The 18,618-nt window shown below is 62.2% G+C and carries 19 protein-coding genes; 6 read left to right on the forward strand and 13 right to left on the reverse strand.

Annotation, left to right across the window (positions count from 1 at the left end; genetic code table 11):
* Window positions 1–12: 12 nt before the first annotated feature.
* From hda to MST27_RS04685, 3 genes are all read right to left on the reverse strand, one after another.
* Complete coding sequence (gene hda, locus MST27_RS04675; protein ID WP_243604842.1) at window positions 13–717, reverse strand: DnaA regulatory inactivator Hda; 705 nt, start codon at window positions 715–717, stop codon at window positions 13–15.
* A complete protein-coding gene (locus tag MST27_RS04680; protein WP_243604843.1) occupies window positions 714–1,814 on the reverse strand; it encodes an AI-2E family transporter in 1,101 nt (366 codons plus the stop codon). Before MST27_RS04680 ends, hda begins: the two co-directional genes overlap by 4 nt.
* Before the next feature lie 76 nt (window positions 1,815–1,890).
* Window positions 1,891–2,991 carry a DUF2066 domain-containing protein gene (locus MST27_RS04685; RefSeq protein WP_243604844.1) on the reverse strand — a complete coding sequence of 367 codons (1,101 nt, stop codon included), beginning with the start codon at window positions 2,989–2,991 and terminating at the stop codon, window positions 1,891–1,893.
* A gap of 308 nt (window positions 2,992–3,299) precedes the next feature.
* Between MST27_RS04685 and purM the strand changes: the two genes are divergently transcribed.
* The 5 genes from purM to dapC are packed head-to-tail and all read left to right on the forward strand — an operon-like array spanning window position 3,300 to window position 7,669.
* Entirely contained in the window at window positions 3,300–4,361 is a 1,062-nt protein-coding gene (gene purM / locus MST27_RS04690) for a phosphoribosylformylglycinamidine cyclo-ligase (protein ID WP_243604845.1), read from the forward strand.
* Complete coding sequence (purN, locus tag MST27_RS04695) at window positions 4,361–5,008, forward strand: phosphoribosylglycinamide formyltransferase (RefSeq protein WP_243604846.1); 648 nt, start codon at window positions 4,361–4,363, stop codon at window positions 5,006–5,008. The genes purM and purN overlap by 1 nt, the downstream gene beginning before the upstream one ends.
* Window positions 5,009–5,016: 8 nt before the next feature.
* Complete coding sequence (locus MST27_RS04700; protein WP_243604847.1) at window positions 5,017–5,727, forward strand: DUF3108 domain-containing protein; 711 nt, start codon at window positions 5,017–5,019, stop codon at window positions 5,725–5,727.
* Window positions 5,728–5,783: 56 nt separating this feature from the next.
* Window positions 5,784–6,425: a COG3650 family protein gene (locus tag MST27_RS04705; RefSeq protein ID WP_243604848.1), complete on the forward strand. Its 642-nt coding sequence runs from the start codon at window positions 5,784–5,786 to the stop codon at window positions 6,423–6,425.
* Between the two features lie 47 nt (window positions 6,426–6,472).
* Window positions 6,473–7,669, forward strand: a complete 1,197-nt coding sequence (dapC, locus tag MST27_RS04710) for a succinyldiaminopimelate transaminase (protein ID WP_243604849.1) — start codon at window positions 6,473–6,475, stop codon at window positions 7,667–7,669.
* Between the two features lie 29 nt (window positions 7,670–7,698).
* Here dapC and MST27_RS04715 read toward each other — a convergent pair whose 3' ends face one another.
* On the reverse strand, window positions 7,699–7,848 hold the full coding sequence (locus MST27_RS04715) for a hypothetical protein (RefSeq protein ID WP_243604850.1): 150 nt from the start codon (window positions 7,846–7,848) through the stop codon (window positions 7,699–7,701).
* Between the two features lie 11 nt (window positions 7,849–7,859).
* A complete protein-coding gene (locus MST27_RS04720; protein ID WP_243604851.1) occupies window positions 7,860–8,105 on the reverse strand; it encodes a hypothetical protein in 246 nt (81 codons plus the stop codon).
* A gap of 132 nt (window positions 8,106–8,237) precedes the next feature.
* On the opposite strand from MST27_RS04720, the gene MST27_RS04725 reads away from it, so the two are divergent.
* Window positions 8,238–8,570, forward strand: a complete 333-nt coding sequence (locus MST27_RS04725) for a thioredoxin family protein (RefSeq protein ID WP_243604852.1) — start codon at window positions 8,238–8,240, stop codon at window positions 8,568–8,570.
* A 327-nt stretch (window positions 8,571–8,897) separates the two neighbouring features.
* Here MST27_RS04725 and MST27_RS22545 read toward each other — a convergent pair whose 3' ends face one another.
* The 8 genes from MST27_RS22545 to MST27_RS04765 form a co-directional block, all read right to left on the reverse strand.
* Window positions 8,898–9,482 carry a DUF2514 family protein gene (locus MST27_RS22545; RefSeq protein WP_420864217.1) on the reverse strand — a complete coding sequence of 195 codons (585 nt, stop codon included), beginning with the start codon at window positions 9,480–9,482 and terminating at the stop codon, window positions 8,898–8,900.
* A complete protein-coding gene (locus tag MST27_RS04735; protein ID WP_243604854.1) occupies window positions 9,410–9,883 on the reverse strand; it encodes a hypothetical protein in 474 nt (157 codons plus the stop codon). Before MST27_RS04735 ends, MST27_RS22545 begins: the two co-directional genes overlap by 73 nt.
* A gap of 45 nt (window positions 9,884–9,928) precedes the next feature.
* The gene (locus MST27_RS04740; protein ID WP_243604855.1) at window positions 9,929–12,094 is read right to left on the reverse strand and encodes a hypothetical protein; all 2,166 of its coding nucleotides are present in this window, start codon (window positions 12,092–12,094) and stop codon (window positions 9,929–9,931) included.
* Between the two features lie 73 nt (window positions 12,095–12,167).
* Window positions 12,168–14,849 (reverse strand): host specificity factor TipJ family phage tail protein, encoded by a 2,682-nt coding sequence (locus tag MST27_RS04745; protein ID WP_243604856.1) that lies wholly within the window; start codon window positions 14,847–14,849, stop codon window positions 12,168–12,170.
* On the reverse strand, window positions 14,803–15,237 hold the full coding sequence (locus tag MST27_RS04750; protein WP_243604857.1) for a hypothetical protein: 435 nt from the start codon (window positions 15,235–15,237) through the stop codon (window positions 14,803–14,805). The genes MST27_RS04745 and MST27_RS04750 overlap by 47 nt, the downstream gene beginning before the upstream one ends.
* Window positions 15,237–15,719 carry a DUF1833 family protein gene (locus tag MST27_RS04755; RefSeq protein WP_243604858.1) on the reverse strand — a complete coding sequence of 161 codons (483 nt, stop codon included), beginning with the start codon at window positions 15,717–15,719 and terminating at the stop codon, window positions 15,237–15,239. The genes MST27_RS04750 and MST27_RS04755 overlap by 1 nt, the downstream gene beginning before the upstream one ends.
* Window positions 15,719–16,231 (reverse strand): hypothetical protein, encoded by a 513-nt coding sequence (locus MST27_RS04760; protein WP_243604859.1) that lies wholly within the window; start codon window positions 16,229–16,231, stop codon window positions 15,719–15,721. Before MST27_RS04760 ends, MST27_RS04755 begins: the two co-directional genes overlap by 1 nt.
* Window positions 16,228–18,561, reverse strand: a complete 2,334-nt coding sequence (locus tag MST27_RS04765; protein ID WP_243604860.1) for a phage tail tape measure protein — start codon at window positions 18,559–18,561, stop codon at window positions 16,228–16,230. The genes MST27_RS04760 and MST27_RS04765 overlap by 4 nt, the downstream gene beginning before the upstream one ends.
* Window positions 18,562–18,618: the final 57 nt, after the last annotated feature.

Below are 18,618 nucleotides of genomic sequence, written 5' to 3' on the forward strand. Positions count from 1 at the left end.
AGGGCCGGTCGGCTACCAGCCCAGCGTTTCCTTCAGGAAGGGAATGGTCAGCTTGCGCTGTGCCTGCAACGAGGCCTGATCCAGGCGATCGAGCAATTCGAACAAGGCACTCATGCTGCGCGTGCCACGGGTGAGGATGAACCGACCGACATCGTCCGGCAGGTTCAGCCCTCGGCGGGACGCGCGCAGCTGCAGCGCGCGCAGCTTGTCCTCGTCGGAGAGCAACTGCAGCTGGAACACCAAGGCCAGGCTCAGCCGCGACTTCAGGTCCGGCAGCGCTACCGCGATCTCCCGTGGCGAATTGCTGGCCGCGAGCAGCAGGCGCCGACCGCTGTCGCGCAAGCGATTGAACAAGTGGAACAGCGCTTCTTCCCAGATCGGGTCGCCGGCGACGGCATCGAGGTCATCGAGGCACACCAACTCGCTTTGCTCAAGATTGTCGAGCAGCGCCGGCCCGTATTCAGCGACCTCCGCAAGCGGCAGGTAGACGGCCTGCTCGCCGCGCTGCTCGACACGCAGACAAGCCGCCTGCAGCAGGTGGCTGCGGCCCACGCCAAGGTGCCCCCATAGATAAATCAGCTCATCTGACCACCCCGCCTCGGGCGAGCAGATGCGCTCGACGTAGCCAAGCGCCGCGGCATTGGCGCCTGGGTAGAAGTTGGCGAAGGTGGCATCGTCGCGCAGACGAATCCCCAAGGGGAGCTGGATGGGTTTCATTGCTTGGGAGGTTCGACCGGTGTGCCTGGGCCTGGCGGCTCTGCGTAAAGGTCGGAGAGTTTATAGAGATCGTGGACGTGGCGCAGCAGCACCATGATCACGGCTGCAACCGGAAGGGCCAGCAGAACGCCGGCGAAACCGAACAGTTGTCCTCCGGCGAGCACCGCGAAGATCACCGCGACCGGGTGCAAGCCGATGCGGTCGCCCACCAACAACGGTGTCAGCAGCATGCCTTCGAGCATCTGACCCACCGTGAATACCGCCACCACCCCCAACAGCGGATAGAGTTCGAGGCCGAACTGGAACAGAACGGCGATGATCGCCGCGCCGATGCCGACCACGAAGCCCATATAGGGCACCAGGCTGGCAAGCCCGGCCAGCACCCCGATGAGCAATCCCAGATCGACGCCAACCAGCATCAGACCAACCGAATACACCACAGCGAGCGCCAGCATCACCAGCAATTGTCCGCGCAGGAAGGCACCGATGACTTCATGACACTCGCGCATCAGGCCCATTACGGTTTCTTCGCGACGGCGCGGCAGCAGCCCGCGCAACTTCGCCATGATCAGGTCCCAGTCACGCAGCAGGTAGAAACAAACCACCGGCACGAGCAGCAGGTTGGCCAGCCAGGCCAGCAGCGCGAGGCTCGACGCGGTGGCCTGGCTCAGAATCACCGTGACAATGTCCTTGGTACTGCCCAGGTTGGCGGAAAAGGCACTCTTGATCTGGTCGAAACGCCAGAATTCCTCGCTGAGGCCGAACTGCGCCTGGATCCAGGGCAGGCCCGTCACCTGAAGCCAGTCGAGTGCCAGCGGCGCAAGCTCGTACAGATGCATCAGTTGTCGGCCCAGCATGGGCAGCAAGACCACAAGCAGTAGCAGAAGAATCAGGCTGAACAGGGTGAACACCAGAATCACGCCCCAGGTTCGAGACGCGCCCCAGCGTTCGAGGCGATCGACCAGCGGATCTCCCAGGTAGGCCAGGAGAATGCCCACCAGGAACGGCGAGAGGATAGGCGAGAGTTGATACAGCAGCGCACCAAGCAGCAGCAGAACCACCAGCGGCAGCCAGCGGCTCGTTCGATCGATCGTCATGTTTCGGAACATCCCCTGTACTGAGCTTCGATTGCCACGTTCGCCGCTGGCGCTGGCAACCCCTGAGTCCTTGTCGCTACCAGCGGTAGCGCATCACCGTACCCGCTTCTTCCTGCGGCGCAGGTTCGGGTTCCTGTGGCTGCCCAGTCGGTTGATCCTGCCCCGGTTGAGCCTCCGCCTCGTCAGGCTCGCCAATTGACGCTTGTGCATCGATGGGTTGCGCGGCCTGCCATTCTTCTTCGGTCATTTCCTGCAGGCGCGCCAGCGCAAGCTGGGCACGGAGCTGCTCGGGGCTCGCCCGGAGCACATACACCAACCGATCGCTTTCGACCCGTTGCAGCCGGCCGTCGAATGGCTCGAGCAGTCGGTCGAGTTCGGCGAAACGCGCCACGTTGGCGCCCATCACCTCCAGGGTGATCTCCTCGCTGGCGCCTGGTGCGACGCGATACTGCGGCGCCAGGAAGCGGCTGACAGCCAGCATGACCTGGTCGGCAACGGCCTCGCGGCTGTCGCCGCTGACCTTCTCCCCGGCCCGCTCATCACCCAGCCAGAACTGCCAGCTGGCTTCCCAGTTCTCATCGGATTGTCGCACCATCACCGCAAGCAGCCCGTCGGCATCGTAGCGCTCGGACGCATCGCGCAGCGCCTGCGGATCGCTCGCCGACAGGGCCTCGCGGGTGGCGGCAAGCTGCTCGCTCAAGTCGGCCAGCGGCAGGCGCAAAGGCAAGCCCCGGTGCTGGGCGGCCGTCTGCAGGGTCTTCGACCCCTCCTGCGCGTCGCCTACCAGCTGAGTGCCGTCCGGTGACTCGACCAGCCACCAGGTCATGATGCTCGGACGATCGCTTCCCCAGAGCGACAGGCCCGCCGAACGCAGCGCCCGCTCGGTCGTATGAGGGTCGAAATCGACGATGACCGCGTCCCCTTCATAGGCATATCGGCTGATCAGTTGCTGCGGATCGTCACGCAACGCTGCGACCGACGCCTGCTCGCTCTGCTCCTCACCGGTCAAGCGCAGCAGCAGGGTATCGAATGCCTGACGCAACGCCTGCTCACGGTCGGCCGGCTGCTGGCTGGAAACCGGCTGGCGCACCTTGTAGAGATCGGACAGAGGAACTGCGACGCTCGGCAGGGAGACGAGCGCACAACAGATGGCTAGAACGCGGGTAAGCAGGCGCATGGAGATCTCGCTGGCGGCCGGACATGGATGGGCCCCGCCGACGCTGAACGATCGAGGCCGGGCACGGCTGACAAGGGCTATACCTTAAACAGCAGCCAGGATCGGAGCAACCGCGGCGCCCTGTGCAGGTGGCGTAATGCGCAACTGATCGTGCCGGGGCCGAACAGGAGGCGCGCCGCGGGATGGCCGCTGTGCGGCAAGCCTGATAAAATCGCGCGCTTTCCGCAGACCGGACTGGCGCCCCGTGCGCCGGCACGCAGCCTCGTTCTGACCGGTCGCTTCGCACTTCCTTCACAGGTCCGGATTCTATGAGCAAGCAACCCTCCATCAGCTACAAGGACGCTGGCGTCGACATCGATGCAGGCGAAGCGCTGGTCGAACGCATCAAAGGCGTAGCCAAGCGCACTGCGCGTCCGGAAGTCATGGGCGGGCTGGGTGGCTTTGGCGCCCTGTGCGAAATCCCTGCCGGCTACAGGCAGCCGGTGCTTGTCTCGGGCACCGACGGTGTCGGCACCAAGCTGCGCCTGGCGCTGAACCTCAACCAGCACGACAGCATCGGCCAGGACCTGGTCGCCATGTGCGTCAACGATCTCGTGGTCTGTGGCGCCGAGCCGCTGTTCTTCCTCGACTATTACGCCACCGGCAAGCTCAACGTGGACGTTGCCGCCACCGTCGTGACCGGTATCGGTGCCGGTTGCGAGCTGGCCGGCTGTTCACTGGTCGGTGGCGAGACGGCCGAAATGCCCGGCATGTATGAAGGCGAGGACTACGACCTGGCCGGCTTCTGCGTCGGCGTGGTGGAAAAGAGCGAAATCATCGACGGTACCAAGGTGCAGGCCGGCGATGCGCTGATCGCACTACCCTCGTCAGGTCCCCACTCCAACGGCTACTCGCTGATCCGCAAGATCATCGAAGTGGCCGGCGTCGATATCGAGCAGGTGCAGCTCGACGGCAAGCCGCTCGCGCAGTTGCTGATGGCGCCGACCCGCATCTACGTCAAGCCCTTGCTGCAACTGATCAAGCAAACCGGCGCGGTCAAGGCCATGGCTCATATCACAGGCGGCGGTCTGTTGGACAACATCCCGCGTGTATTGCCCGATGGCAGCCAGGCCGTCATCGACGTCGCCAGCTGGCAGCGCCCCGCTGTCTTCGATTGGTTGCAGCAACACGGCAACGTCGACGAACACGAGATGCATCGCGTCCTCAACTGCGGCGTGGGCATGGTCATCTGCGTGGCGCAGGACCAGGTCGATGCCGCGCTCGCCTGTCTGCGCGGCGCCGGTGAAGCGCCTTGGGTTATCGGGCAGATAGCCACCGCGGCCGGAGAAGGTGTCGAGCGTGTGGTGCTGAACAACCTGAAAACCCACTGATGTCGGCACCCTGCAATGTGGTCGTGCTGATCTCCGGATCAGGAAGCAACCTCCAAGCCCTGCTCGACAGCCAGGATGAGAAGAACGCCGCCCGGATCCGTGCGGTCGTCTCCAACCGCGAGGAAGCGTTTGGCCTGCAGCGTGCTCAGGCGGCTGGAATTGCGACGCATCTGGTCCGCCACAAGGATTTCGCCGACCGGGAAGCCTTCGACGCGGCGCTGATGGCGATCATCGACAAGCACCAACCTGACCTGGTGGTCCTGGCCGGCTTCATGCGAATTCTGACGCCAGGCTTCGTTCGGCATTACCAGGGACGGTTGCTGAACATCCATCCGTCCCTGCTGCCCAAATACAAAGGGCTGGATACCCATCGCCGTGCGCTCGAAGCCGGCGATACCGAGCATGGCTGCAGCGTGCATTTCGTCACCGAGGAGCTCGATGGCGGCCCGGTTGCCATTCAGGCGTACCTGTCGGTCCAGCCCGGCGAAACCCTCGAAAGCCTGACGAGCCGCGTGCATGCGGCCGAGCACATCATCTATCCGCTGGCCGTCCGCTGGTTCGCCGAAGGCCGCTTGCGCCTGGCCGAGCAAGGCGCGATGCTTGACGGCAATCCGCTGCCGGGCACCGGCCACCTCGTACGAATCTAGGAGACTCTATGCGTCGCGTCTTGTTGCTCACCCTCGCCGTTCTGGCCCTGCCGGTCCAGGCCCTGGAGCTCAAGCCCTTCTCCGCTAGCTACACCGCGGACTGGAAACAGGTTCCGGTCAGCGGCACCGCCCAACGCAGCCTGGAAAAGGTTGACGCTGAGACCTGGCGGCTCGATTTCGAAGCGTCCATGCTGGTGGCCAGCTTCAACGAGCGCAGCACCTTCAAAATCGAAGGCGAGCGTTTCATCCCGCAGAGCTACCGCCTCAAGCGCAGCGGCCTCGGCCGAGGCAAGACGATCAGCCACGAGTTCGACTGGCAAGCCAAGAAAGTGATTGGCGAAGACCGCGGCGACTCGGTGGAGCTGCCGTTGAACACCGGTCTGCTCGACAAGTCCACCTACCAGATTGCCCTGCAGCACGCGGTAGCGGCCGGTGAAAAGAGCATGAGCTACCAGGTCGTCGACGGCGACGAGATCGAAACCTACGACTTCCGCGTACTGGGTGAGGAAGCCGTCAGCACCAAAGCCGGCCAGGTCGATGCGATCAAGGTCGAGCGCGTGCGCGATCCGACCCAGAGCAAGCGCCAGACCATCCTCTGGTTCGCCAAGGATTGGGACTTCCTGCTGGTCCGCCTGCATCAGATCGAGAAGGACGGCAAGGAATACCAGATCATGCTCCAGGAAGGCACCGTCGACGGCAGGACCGTCAAGGGCAACTGATTCAGCGCTGCACCCTCGTCGGATGGTGCAGCTTCTCTCCATCTCCGGGCCTTTCGATGACACCTTCCTGCCGCGTCCTTCTGCTCGCCCTGCTCCCCGTCTTTGCTGGTTGCCAGTCCCTTTCCGGCGGCAAGCCCACCGCGCCGACCGAACGCCTGCAGGGCACGGTCGAGCGCGTCGACGGCCAGCTGATGCTCACCACCTGCCGGCCCCAACGGCAGCTGGAACTCATCGACACCGGCGATACCGGCCTGCCAGATGATGTGCTGGCCCTGTCGGCCGGCCAGCCGCTTTACGCGGATGTCCGAGGGCACCTCGCGCAGGGCCGTCTGGAACTCACCCGTGTGTACCGGCTGCAGGCGGAAGGCCCGGGTTGCGACGACCCCGACCTGCCGCTGACGTTGCTGCGCGCCAGTGGTCACGAACCCGGCTGGAACGTGGTGGTGACCAAGGCCGGCATGCTCCTGAACCGTCTTGGCGACGCGCCCATGGCGGTGCCTTACCTGGAGGAGCAGCTGCCGGACGGGCAGACCAGTTTCAGCAGCGAAGCCAATACGCAGCGCATCGACCTTTGGGTCGCACCGCAACGCTGCGTCGACAGCGCCAGCGGAGCGGTCACGCACCTCACTGCCGAGCTACGCCTAGACGACCAGACCTTGCGCGGCTGCGCCTACTACGGTGGCGCACGCAGCGACTGACCCAATCGAAGCGCCCGGCGCTTCCCGACGTGTCGAAGACCACAACGATGAATGACGCCCTGACCCTGCTGCAGCCCTACCCGTTCGAGAAACTCCGCGGCCTGCTGGCCGACGCCAAGCCCTCGGCCGACAAACGCCCGATTTCCCTGTCGATAGGCGAACCAAAGCACCGCTCGCCGGACTTCGTTGCCCAAGCGCTGACCGACAACCTCGACCAGCTTGCCGTGTACCCGACCACGCTCGGCATCCCGGCGCTGCGTGAGTCCATCGCGCGCTGGTGCGAACGTCGCTTTGGTGTAACAGCAGGGGCGGTCGATCCGGCGCGCCATGTGCTGCCCGTGAATGGAACGCGGGAGGCGCTGTTCGCCTTCACTCAGGCCGTAGTCAGACGCGAGCCGGGTGCGCTGGTGCTGAGCCCCAACCCCTTCTACCAGATCTACGAAGGCGCGGCCCTGCTAGCCGGCGCGACGCCGCACTACCTGCCCTGCACCGAAGCGAACGGCTTCAACCCCGACTTCGATGCCGTCCCGACCGACGTCTGGCAACGCACACAGATTCTCTTTCTGTGCTCCCCAGGCAACCCCACCGGTGCACTCGTACCGCTGGATACCCTGAAGCGCCTCATCACGCTGGCTGACGAACATGACTTCGTGATCGCGGCCGACGAATGCTACAGCGAACTCTACTTCGACGAATCGCAACCTCCGGCCGGCTTGCTGACCGCCTGCGCCGCGCTGGGGCGTGACGACTTCCATCGTTGCGTGGTCTTCCACAGCCTGTCCAAACGCTCGAACCTGCCTGGGCTGCGCTCGGGTTTCGTCGCTGGCGATGCCGAGATCCTCAAGGCCTTTCTGCTCTACCGCACCTACCATGGCTGCGCGATGCCGGTGCAGACCCAGTTGGCGAGTATCGCGGCCTGGAACGACGAAGCGCATGTGCGGGCCAACCGCGAGCTGTATCGGGAGAAGTTCGACGCTGTGCTGGACATCCTGGCGCCGGTCATGGACGTTCGACGCCCTGATGGCGGTTTTTACCTGTGGCCGCGAACCCCGATTGACGATCAGCGCTTCACCCGCGAACTCTTCGCGCGTGAGCACGTCACCGTCGTGCCGGGTTCGTACCTGTCGCGTGAGGTCGACGGCCTGAATCCTGGATCAGGCCGGGTGCGCATGGCGCTCGTCGCTCCGCTGGCCGAGTGCATCGAAGCCGCCCAGCGCATCCGCGCCTTCATCGAGTCGCTGTGAACCCACCGGGCGCGCTGGCGCCCGGCTACTCAGGCGACGCCTGGCGGGATCATGTCCTTGCCGTAGTCGCGCAGCTTCTCCAGATTTTCAGGCTTCATGTGCTCGGGGATGTCAGCCTGATCGGCTTCATCCCGCTTGTCGCGCTCCGGACCTTTCGGCTCCTGCTCGGACTCATTCATGCGTACCTCCGTCAGATCGCGTGTTCTTCCCAGATCAGCTCACCGGCGTCGCTGACCTCCCGCACCTTGGTCAAGGCTGCCTCCGCCGCGACGTCCGCTTCGGATGCCAAATCGTAGCGGCGACCGTTGGCTACCTTGAAGACATGGGCGTTCTCATCGGTACCGCGACGCTTGACGGCGATCACCGCCTCGAAGGCGTCATCGACCGGGACTGCCGATGAAATCGCTTCATAGTGTTCGAAATGCTTGCGTGCCATGGAGATTCCTCGTCGTAGCGGTGGTCCTTTGTGGACACGCCAAACCGGGAAATGATCGCAACGCCCGACGTCGCACAGGCTGAACCGCTGCCGCCCGGGCGACTCAACCAATGACGGCCAGAGGAGAACCGCATGCAGATGACCGAACGCTACAGTGCCAGCGCCCCGACACGCGCCGAGGTGGACGCCCTCGATGGCGTCACCCTGCTCGAATTCGGCACCGACTGGTGTGGACATTGCCGGGCCGCACAGGCCCCCTTGGCGAGCGTGCTCGCCGGGCACGAGCTGCGTCACCTGAAGATTGAGGACGGGCCGGGGCGCCCGCTGGGGCGCTCCTTTCGGGTCAAGCTGTGGCCGACGCTGATCCTTATGCGCCAGGGCGAGGAGTTGGGGCGCGTGGTACGGCCGACTCACGAGCAGCCGATCGAAGAGCTGCTCGGGTTGGGCGCGATAACCAGCGAGTGAGATCCGATCCCGTTGCCTACCCGACCGCCGCATCCTCCCGACGGGCGGCAGGCTTCGTCCCGACATGGCATAATCCGCGACCCAGCCTGGCCGGAGAACCTGGAGCCCTGTTATGCCTGATTCGAAAAATAGACTGTGCCTGTTTGGCATCAAGGCGTGGGACGCGGCACTCACAGGGCGCAACGCCTAGTGCCGCGCGGCTTTTGGGCCGTTTTCACCCATCCAAAACACAGCATTTTGCGTGCTCTGCCGATCCAATAGAATCAAACACTTACGTTTGCGTTTTGGGGAAGAAATTTCCCGCCCTCCCAGCCCGTCCGGGCAACTTTAATTCCCCTTCACCGCATCATAGGCCCGCTCACACGCGGCACCCGCTACTCCCCGCTCGTCGGCGACTCGAGCATAGAGTTGAGCAGCCTCTCCAACCCGGCCGAACACGTCGGCTCGCACTCGGGCGGCGTCTTCGGCTGCCTGGCCGAGCTGGGCAGTGATGGCATTGCCGGCGTCACGACTGCGCTGCTCGGCTGCGGCGAGGCGCTGCTGCAGGCGCTCAAGAGCACTGCCAGCGCGCTCAGCGTCAGTACGCGCTGCAGCCAGTTGTTCCTGTGCCTCTGCATCTGCTTTCTCCGTTGCGGCCTGGCGCCGCTGATTCTCTTGGATGACTGCCATAGCGGCGCGGCGGTCGCGCTCGCTGACTTCGGCGCGGTAGTCGGAAAGGTCGGCTTGTGCTTTTGAGGCGTCAGACTGAGCCGACATCACCCTAACCTGCTGCACGCCCACCGCAAGGACCAAGCCAAGGACCAAGTAGGCCCAAGTCGGGACCAGCTTCAGCCAGGCGGTCATGCGACCTCCTCCATCGCTTGCGCATACAGCGCGTTCCAGGTGTGCCGATGCGGCTTGCCCGGTCGCCATACGCGCAGGTACAGATCCCACGCGCCTTGCTCGTCACCAATGGCCGGCAGGGCTTTCGGATCAGTCCATAGCAGCAGCCGGGCAAACGCCGCAGCCAGGACATCGTCGTGCTCGAGCGCGGCATAGACGGCGCCTTCGGTGGCGATGACGTTTCGTGCACGGCATACAGCCAATGCGTGTTCGCGGCTGGCCGAATGGCGCAGCACGCCACGCACCCCGCCGCCCTGTTCGAACTGCCAGAAACCACGGGCCGGCCCGCCGATCTGGCGACGATGCTCGAACCGAGATTCCTGCAGGCCGATCGCAAGCATCTGCACCTCAGCCGCCGCGCTATTCATCCGCGCAGGCAGCATCGCGAGAGCGGGCGCTATGGCTCGCTCCCGTATTTCAGAGAGGGTCATGGGAAACTCCAGGCAATAAAGAGCCCCGACTAGCGGGGCGATAGATCAGGACGCGACGAACTTGTAAACAGTACCGGAGGTGTTAAGCGTCCCGCTCACAGTAAATCCTGTTGCGGTTAGCGTTAGCCCGGACAGGCTAAAGTCGATACTTCCCATGGCGGCGCTAGTTCCATAGAAAAACTGGACGCTTTTCGGTGGAAACGGTGTCGTGATGGCCTTTGAAGCGGCGCCGTCCCCTACATACCCGTAGGCATACGATCCGTTTTCCGCTGCCTGTGCAGCGAGGAAGTTGTGCCGCAAGAAGTTGCCGCCCGATATGTTCAGCGCGCTAAGGTCGTGCTGGTTCACATCGATCGCACCAACGCGGCGCACCGGTATGAATTGCGTCCCGGGGTCAGTGTTACGCAGCGTTCCAGAGACGCGAACTCCGTTGCAGGTAGCACCTACTAGCGATACGACGGCGCCAGAAGTTGATAACGAAGGCCTGTCACCGTTGAGCGTAATATCGAGACGAGTCCCGCCGTTTTGTAGCAGTACGAACTCACGCAGGAGGTTCTTATAGGACACATCCACCGTCAGGCCAATGCATGGCCCCGAGCATATCAGGCCGTACTCTATCGATCGCGCCGAGAACGCTGTGCCGCCTGACGTGGTGAATGCGTCCATCCCTGCAAAGTTGCCGCGGATCTCTACGTTATCAATCCCGGTTGCTGCGAACAACGTGGTCCCGCCTACGTTCGAGCCGCAGTAGTTGAAGTTGTTTGGACCGAAAACAACATCGCGCATATAGCCATCCCACATCTTGGCCTTCGCATCTCCGTTATTCCCTGCAACCACGAACCCTCGAACATTAGCCGCATTGTTGCCACTGTTCATGACCAGCGGGCCATACACCTCGTGGATGCGGTTGCCGGTTATTTCATATGTCCGGAAGCCGGTTGTGTACTGCGAGAAATCTGCCGTGCCTGCAACGAAATCCGCCTCGAGCGGCGGCGTTATTTCAAGCACGCCATCGAGTACGTACACGATGTCGTTCTGCTTGAGCTTCACGCCTCGCCCTTTGGCGTTGACCAATTTCCCGCAGAAGCCGACGAAACTATTTTCGATATCGAAATCGAAATCAGCAGTCTTAGTTGTGCGGTCGTCAACGAACAGATAGTGGCCTGACCCCGTCCCGGAAGAAATAGGGCCAATCCAACCGCCTTGCTCCATGTGGCAATATTCGGCCTGAACGCTCACGGACTTCGTTGCGTGTAGAAACTTGACGCGCGCAGAATACTTGCCGTCACCAATGATATTGGTTCCGTCCTTGACGATATTCACGGTCCCGTCATGCGTGAGGCCGGAATTGATACGACAGGTCGCAAACGTGCTCAGGCTCGCCAACATTGCGTTCGTTGCATCTGTCGCGTCCACGCCTGGCAGCGCGCCGAAATCGTAAGAGCACGGAATCGGCGCTTGCCGAACCCACCGCCCCGTACCCGATCCGACTATTGTCCCGTTGTTGTCTGCGGCAACACTCGATGCATCCCAGCGCCAAGGGCCACCGCCATACCCCGGCTGTGTATGGCCAAGCAAGAAGGCTTGATCACCGTTGTAGCGCCCAACAGTTGTGCGGAGGTCGGCAATTGTTGGGATCGAACGGTAAGAGCGTGCGACGATGGTAGCCCCATTGTTCAGATCTTCATCATCGAAAAGCGCGTCGAGGGTGACACCCGGTGCTATACCAACCATGACCGCCCCGTCAGGGCCAGCCAATTCCTGCCGCAGCACGTCATCCCCAAGCAATACGAGGCTGGTCTCGTCGGTCGCCCAAGTGCCTGTCAGCGTCAGAGGTAGCGTAGCGCCAGGACCCGGCCGATAGAGGCCGGCAGTCGTGCCGGTAGTGGCTGCATCGACAGCGACGTACTCGTTCCGCTCTATCAGGACGACGCCTGCCGCATAGTCACCCTTGCTGACATAGCCGGACGACACCAGAAATGCCTGGAACCGGCTTTCTTTGTCAGCCTGGCTCAGCGTGAATGCGTTCTCGCGGCCTTCTTGCGACGTGTCGAAATCGTTCTCCATTCCCGCCCAGGACTGGCGCAGCACGCCCTTGCGGTCGGCATAGAACGGATCACCGCCGTTAACCAGCTTGTCGAGATTTTCGGCGTTGTCGTATAGGTCGCGCGGATCGGTCGACGGGACGTTGTTTCGGGTATTGAAAGTCATGCATTTACTCCAGGCGTGCAAATCCGCACGGCGTCCTTGCGGGCCGTGTCCGGTATGTGGTGTTGGCTAGTTGTTAGGCGGGTGGCGTTGCGTCGTCGTAGGCGTAGACCTCGGGCGCGTAGTTGACTGCCTCGACCGATGCGCCATCAGTCCCGCTCGGGCTGATCGACGTTATCAGTGCCGGATAGCTCCAGCGATTGACCGGTCCGAATAGCAAGTGCGGCGGCTCGATGCTCCAGCTGGTGTCGGGCTCGAAGTCCAGACCACTGATGGACAGTAGATAGTCGTCGATGCGCGTCGCGGCGTATGGACCAGACAGCGTGCCATCTGGCCGGCGAATACCGACCACATGCGCACCGCCAGCCGACCAGTCGAATGGCTCGGATGACTCGATGATGCCGTTGTCGTAGCTGAGCATGATTGCGCTCTGCCCGTAGCCCGGTACGTCATCCTGAAGCGGAACGTAGCTGAGATAGCGACTGTTCAGCGCGTCCAGTTCAGTGCCAAAGCTGTACGACCAGCGCCGGTATTTCTGTTCCATCCGGCGCCGCATCCCGATTCGCCAGGCCTGAGTCTTGCCAGTCACGCCATCCAGCTTCAGTTTCTCGACACGCAACCCTGCGTCACCAGGCAGACGGCACTGAACTGTCTCCTTCTGCCAGGTGTGGCTGTCGACGTACTCCACATCAACTCCATCGAAGTCGTCCGGCTTGAGCGCTGAGAACTGCCTGGTCAACGGCTTTGTCATGTTCTGCGGCGTATATGGATGCTCCATGACCGTGCGCGGCTCGTCACGAACAGGCCTAATCAGCCCGCGGTCGATGGTGAAGTCCGCAAATCCAGCCTGCAGGGCCTCTAATAGCGACTGCTTGACGGTCCCGGCTGACTCGATGGCTGCATCGTAATAGTCGCCGCGCGCGGTCCAGATGGCGTGCAGGCGGTCTAGCTCCGCCATGTCCAGGTCATCGTCCGTATAGCCAATCGAGTGCGCGACGTGGATAACCCAAGGCACGATATCCCTCGTCGGCGTTTCCACATCCCAGGCGTTGCCGTTGCGGACAGGGAGAACACGCGTCGGCTCGACGGAGATCAGGTTCTCCGACTGCGATGCCAGGCGATCTCCGCCGCGCACCCTGACAGCTAGCACCGTTACGCCTTCGTATGACTTCTTGATCGGCAATTGAGCCTTGAGACCGTACCACTGAACCACGTCTTGATAGTTCGTCTTCGTCGACTTTGCACCTATACGCCGCATGCGCACCTCAGGGCGGATCGCCTCGGGCAGCTCGACCAATTCAGTAAACCCTATAGTGTCTAGAGTCGTGCCGGTGTAGGTCTTCTTGATGCTGGTCCACTCTCCGGCCGTGTCTCGATCGCGGTATTGCAGCTCAGTCGTAACCGAAAGCGTCTTGACATTGCCGGAGTTCTGGCTGATGTAAGAGAGGCCCTGCGGGAACATCACGTCCCATTCGATCTTCTGGGTTGTTTCGCCATCAGGGCACGCTGAGAACGGCCCAGCCCATGCGCCCTCTTGAGTTGAGCCATCCAAGTAAAGCGTGGCGCCAGATGTTGTCAGCGCCAGAAAGCCAGGCCACGCGCTGTCAGTAGCGCCTTCATCAGTCAGACGATCAACCGAGATTGAATATTGGCCGGCTGCAGTCAGCCGATAGCGGAGGCCTGCATAGCCTATACCCATGCTCACAGAGCCGGTCTTGAGGCCAGTGACCGCGCCGCCGTTGACGTAGCTGAGCGTCATCTCGTCTGGCGCATCAATACCTTCGGCGAAGGTCTCAACCTGATAAAAGCCGGCGTTGTCGCCAATTATCTCGATCTGCATTCCAGGGAATGGTGCAAGCTGTGAAAGGTCGCCCTGGATGATGTCCCGCGAAGCTCCGCCCTCCACGACGGTATAGGGATACGGCACCTCTATCCTAACAATCATGCCAGCCGCCCAGCCTTCAGGGAATTCTCCGGCGCCAGGGGGGATGCCCACCTCGAATCCGACAAAACCATAGGCAGTCGCATCCGGATCAGGCGCTACGCTGTAAGTAGCGTTCAACTCGAGCCCTGCCGTGCCGGTCGACGTTGCCCCAACCTCAGACGCGCTGTGCCACCAGTTAGCGGCCGATTCTTCGCTGAGATCGGCGCCTGGTTGGTAGATGGCAAATTCCGCATCCTCGCCGAGAGAGATGATCGGCGTGTCGCCAACCCTAATGCGGCTGGCAGGCAGGTCGTACTTGCCCTTGCCGATACACAGCAGCATCTCGATCCAGTGTTCACGCGGCGCACCAAAGTAGCGATGTGCTGGCAGCAGGTAATCCGGGTAGCGCTTGAAGCGGCCAGCAATCTCTGGGATGACGGCGTTCAGCGAGACCTGATTGCCCTTTACCCTGGCAAGGTCGAGATCCTGCCCCTTTCCGGGGTTTTTCGGTGCGGTCGGAGCCTTCGGCTGAGCAAACGGGTTGCCCAAACCAAACAGCTTGGCCAGCGGGCCCGGCCGAAAGATGGATTCCAGCGCGCTGCCCTTTGGCTCGACGCAGATCGAGACGCTGTCAGACGGCGCTAACTCCGCGGCATCCCACGCCCCCGACTCAATCAGCTGCCCGTTGATCGTTACGCTGATTGGCGCATTTTCGCGCGCCTCGAAGCTCGGCACATTGGCGCGCAGCCAGGCGGCGACGGTTACGCGCTCGGTAGTCTCGTACCGCTCAGCCGGCTCGGCCGCAAACTTGCTCGCGTAAATCTCGATCGGCATGGTATTTCACTCGGTAATAGGTGCGTTCGAAGTCGGCTATGCGGAGCCAGCGAAAGCCGGACTTTGGGTTGATCTCTGCTACGGCCAGCATCCCGTCCAGCTCGAGGACAACGCCGACGTGGGTGCAAAGCTCGCCACTCATGACGGCGGCCAGGGCGCCGGGTATTGGCGGCCCTTCTGGCAGCAGATCGGCGTACACTCGGTAGCTTTTGGCTGACTCTCGCAGGCAGTGGCGACTGATCACGCCGGCATCGGGCAAAGGCTGCAGACCCAGCAGCTCCTCGCGGATCGCCGTAGCCAGACCCCAGCAGTCGAATTCCCGAACGCCGCCCACGACCTCGCCTCGCCCGCCGTCCACGTAACGGGCGAATAGGTATTGCTCGAGCATCAGAGGTATCTCAGGCCAGGGGAGAACGTCGTGGAGTAAACGTCGCGCGGCCACTGCCGGTTGATCAGGTCGAAGAACCCTGCTTGCAGCTGGACCGTCGAGCCATTCATCTCGCCGCCAAGGATGGTCATGCGATACGGGCGCTCGGCCGGCTCGGACAGGTTGCTGGCGAGAAACTTCCGGTAGATCAGCGTGATGCGCTCCTCTTCCTCCAGAGCCGCGTCGACCTTCTGCTGTGCCGTGCCCATGACTCCATCGACAGCGAAGTCGAGCGTCTGACTGCCGCGGTTGCTGCGCTCTGGCTCTGCGAGCTGGAAGGCTGCGGCCTCGAAAGTCAAGGCGCGCCCGTTCTCATCGATCACCGACTGGTTTTCGAAGCCCTCGCACAGCAGGATCGGCTCAGCCCAGGCAGCGCACGTGATCTCCAGCGTGTGAATGATCACGTCGCCGCCCGATGCATAGACTTGCTCAAGGATGGTCATTACGGCCACTCCTGATTTATGCCTTCGTCAAGCGCGCCCATGAAGGTCTGGTACTTCGATTCTGGCCACTCCCGGTTAAGTGCAATGTCGACGATGCTCTGTTGAGCGATAAAGCCGGGGAAGCTGCCCCAGCCTGGCGCTAGGATCGGCCGCTCGCGCAACTCAAGCTCAGCCGTAAAACGCCAATGGCTTTTGCCAACGAGCGCCGGGCCTTGGTAGATGTCGGTGAAACGCGCGGCGTAGTCCTGGATGCCACCCTCTGGCGTCTTCAGCGGACAGTCGAACCACTCCGAGCCTGATTTAAGCGCATCCTCGAACCATGCTTCGAACAGCTGCGCCTGGACGTCATCGAATATCCAAGCGACCGAGGCCATCGTCGGCACCGATGTAAACCGGCGCCGCTGCCTAGCCCGTCCACTCTGCATCTCCGTGCGAACCATGGGGCTAACCGCCTGGAAGGAATAGCCCTCGCGCAGCGGAAGTGGCAAATATTCGCGCGGATACTCGATCATTGCCCCACCCCTTGGATTCCGAATTTCCGGCTAATCGCTTTCTGCGCCTTGCCGTCGCTCATGATGTCGCTCACGAAGATATCGATGACGTTTTGCCCGTTCTCCTGGCGATTGCTGACCGTTCCGGCCTTGCTGGCGTCTTCGTACAGGTTTACGACCGGAGCTCCAGTGCCTCCCGACTGGATGTCGCTCAGCGTCTTGTCGAGCTTTGCGCTGGTTTCGGCGGTTGTGACGCGCTCGCCCTTCTCCAGCAGCCAAGTGCCGGTTTCAGGAATTGCGTCGATGCCTTCGTGGGCCATGCCGATAGCGCCGATGTTGCTAACGATGCTGGCTGTGGCGGCTGCGACTGAGGCCATAGCTGCAAGGTTTGCAGGGAACGGGTTTGCCGCAGCCATTGCTATGCCGGTCTGAATGGCAACCATTGACTGAGCAATTGCCGCGGCCTTCTGGACCGCAAACATCGCCTTGTAGAGCCCGGACTGCTCGCCAGCAAAGGTCTTTGTCAGTCCTGCAAGGTCACCGAAGATGCTTTCTGCCGATGCCAGCTGCGCCATCTGGCGGGCCTGCTCGATTCGTGCAAGCTCGTCTTCGTGCTGCTGCTTCAGTGCTAACTCTTCCTCATCCCACACTGCGGCGAGGTCGGCGCGGTCCTGGCGGAACTGCTCGAGCATTTCAAGCTGAGTGTCGTACCACTCTTGCAGCTTTTCCTCGGCCTCGTCTATCTTCAGAAGCTCGCCTAATGCGCCGCCCACCTCGGGAGCCAGGCCGCCGAACTCCGGTGCATCTGACGTTGCAGCGCCCGCTATGCGACCCGCGACCTGCATGCGCTCGTCAGGCTCAATGCCTTGCATCGCATCCAGCACGGCCAGGCGCTCTCGCATCTGGTCGGTTAGCTGTTCTTCCTCCGTGCGCAGGCTGGCGACCAGTTCCGCATATGCCTCCGTCTGCTCTTTTTGCTTCTCATAAGCTGAGATCGTTTCCAGCGCGGCCCGCGCCTGCGCCATCTGCGCATCGCTGGCTTTGGCCTGTTCCAGGTTGTAAATGGCAAGCGCTTCGGAACTCATGCCGAGGGTGTCGGCTTGCTCCTGAAGGGCTTCGACCTGCTTAGTGATCGCCGCTGCGGCCTTTTCCGCAGCCTTGGCGGCCTCTTCTGATTGGCCGCCACCAAGGTTTAGGCCGGGCCCGCCCGCTGATGGGCCTGAGGTCAGCTTCGGCTCGACCGGAAGGGCAATCGGCTTGCCGCCCTGCATCGCCGCTTCAGCTGCTGCCCGCAGCTCTGCCAGCTCGGCGTCAATCTCCTCTTTACTGTAGAGCTTGACGATTCCGTCGCGCCCAAAGAAAACGAGCCGATCTAGCGCGCCGGACGCCTTCATTTCCTCCAGCCGCTCAATTTCGTCATTCAGGCGAACAAGATCATCTGCGGCGATACCGTTCATGAACGCAGCGGCAGATTCGGCAGCCCATTGAATGAACTGAACGGTGTTCCGGGCGCCGTCGATAATAGTTGTGAACGAGCCCACCACTGCCTTCGCCATATCGGCGGCAGCCTTGGCGGTTTGCGGATCGCGCAGCGTGTTGGTCAGTTCCAGCAGATCCGGCAGCAGTTCTGCGGCGATTTGCTGGCCCACCCCTCCGGCCACTCTTCCTAGCAGGTCTAGGTCATCGTTGAACTGCTTAGCACCTGCAATGGTCTCCTCGGACAGGATCAAGCCAAGGTTCTGCGCCTCGTCAGCCAGGCCGCGCATTTCTTTGCCGCCATTGCGCAGCAGCGGAGCCAACAACGTCGCGTCATTGGCAATAGCCTCCAGGAAGAAGGTCATTTCCTGCTGGTTGGCGCCAGCCTTTTCCAGCGTGTCGACGTACAGCCCGAGAGCCTGCGGGCCCGACAGATTGCGGAACTGCTCGGCGGTCACGCCCACCTTCGGCGCGACTTGCTCGAAAAACTCTTTCAGCTCGCCGCCGCCAGTCACAAGGAAGTCACCCACCTTGTCGTTCACATCCTTGAGGATGTCAGACAGCTTGTCGTTCTCAATGCCGACCGTGCGAGCGCCGGCTGCGAACTTCTGAAACTCAGTCGTCGAGACGTTGGCGACCTTCGCCAGATTCTGGATCTCTGCAGCTGAGTTGATGCTGCTTTTGACCCAAACCGCCAGGGCGCCAACCGCAACGGCGGACGCGGCGCCGACGGCTTTGCCAGCCGCGTCCATATTTTTCTGGACTTCACGTTTCCACTTGGCCGAACTGCGCTCGGCCTTGTCCATGCCGGCGACGAACCCACCTGTTTTCGCTACCAGGTCGAGCGTGAGCGTTCCGAGTGACTTCGAGGCCATGGACTTTCCTTTGGGCAATAAAAAACCCGCCGAAGCGGGTCTTGTTGATTATGCGAA

Origin of the sequence: Stutzerimonas marianensis, from assembly GCF_022810315.1 — a bacterium.
Lineage (GTDB): Bacteria > Pseudomonadota > Gammaproteobacteria > Pseudomonadales > Pseudomonadaceae > Stutzerimonas > Stutzerimonas marianensis.

Coding starts and splice junctions, on each gene's coding strand:
- hda (WP_243604842.1), bottom strand. CDS start 717: ATGAAACCCATCCAGCTCCCCTTGGGGATTCGTCTGCGCGACGATGCC.
- MST27_RS04680 (WP_243604843.1), bottom strand. CDS start 1,814: ATGACGATCGATCGAACGAGCCGCTGGCTGCCGCTGGTGGTTCTGCTG.
- MST27_RS04685 (WP_243604844.1), bottom strand. CDS start 2,991: ATGCGCCTGCTTACCCGCGTTCTAGCCATCTGTTGTGCGCTCGTCTCC.
- purM (WP_243604845.1), top strand. CDS start 3,300: ATGAGCAAGCAACCCTCCATCAGCTACAAGGACGCTGGCGTCGACATC.
- purN (WP_243604846.1), top strand. CDS start 4,361: ATGTCGGCACCCTGCAATGTGGTCGTGCTGATCTCCGGATCAGGAAGC.
- MST27_RS04700 (WP_243604847.1), top strand. CDS start 5,017: ATGCGTCGCGTCTTGTTGCTCACCCTCGCCGTTCTGGCCCTGCCGGTC.
- MST27_RS04705 (WP_243604848.1), top strand. CDS start 5,784: ATGACACCTTCCTGCCGCGTCCTTCTGCTCGCCCTGCTCCCCGTCTTT.
- dapC (WP_243604849.1), top strand. CDS start 6,473: ATGAATGACGCCCTGACCCTGCTGCAGCCCTACCCGTTCGAGAAACTC.
- MST27_RS04715 (WP_243604850.1), bottom strand. CDS start 7,848: ATGAATGAGTCCGAGCAGGAGCCGAAAGGTCCGGAGCGCGACAAGCGG.
- MST27_RS04720 (WP_243604851.1), bottom strand. CDS start 8,105: ATGGCACGCAAGCATTTCGAACACTATGAAGCGATTTCATCGGCAGTC.
- MST27_RS04725 (WP_243604852.1), top strand. CDS start 8,238: ATGCAGATGACCGAACGCTACAGTGCCAGCGCCCCGACACGCGCCGAG.
- MST27_RS22545 (WP_420864217.1), bottom strand. CDS start 9,482: ATGGCGACCGGGCAAGCCGCATCGGCACACCTGGAACGCGCTGTATGC.
- MST27_RS04735 (WP_243604854.1), bottom strand. CDS start 9,883: ATGACCCTCTCTGAAATACGGGAGCGAGCCATAGCGCCCGCTCTCGCG.
- MST27_RS04740 (WP_243604855.1), bottom strand. CDS start 12,094: ATGACTTTCAATACCCGAAACAACGTCCCGTCGACCGATCCGCGCGAC.
- MST27_RS04745 (WP_243604856.1), bottom strand. CDS start 14,849: ATGCCGATCGAGATTTACGCGAGCAAGTTTGCGGCCGAGCCGGCTGAG.
- MST27_RS04750 (WP_243604857.1), bottom strand. CDS start 15,237: ATGCTCGAGCAATACCTATTCGCCCGTTACGTGGACGGCGGGCGAGGC.
- MST27_RS04755 (WP_243604858.1), bottom strand. CDS start 15,719: ATGACCATCCTTGAGCAAGTCTATGCATCGGGCGGCGACGTGATCATT.
- MST27_RS04760 (WP_243604859.1), bottom strand. CDS start 16,231: ATGATCGAGTATCCGCGCGAATATTTGCCACTTCCGCTGCGCGAGGGC.
- MST27_RS04765 (WP_243604860.1), bottom strand. CDS start 18,561: ATGGCCTCGAAGTCACTCGGAACGCTCACGCTCGACCTGGTAGCGAAA.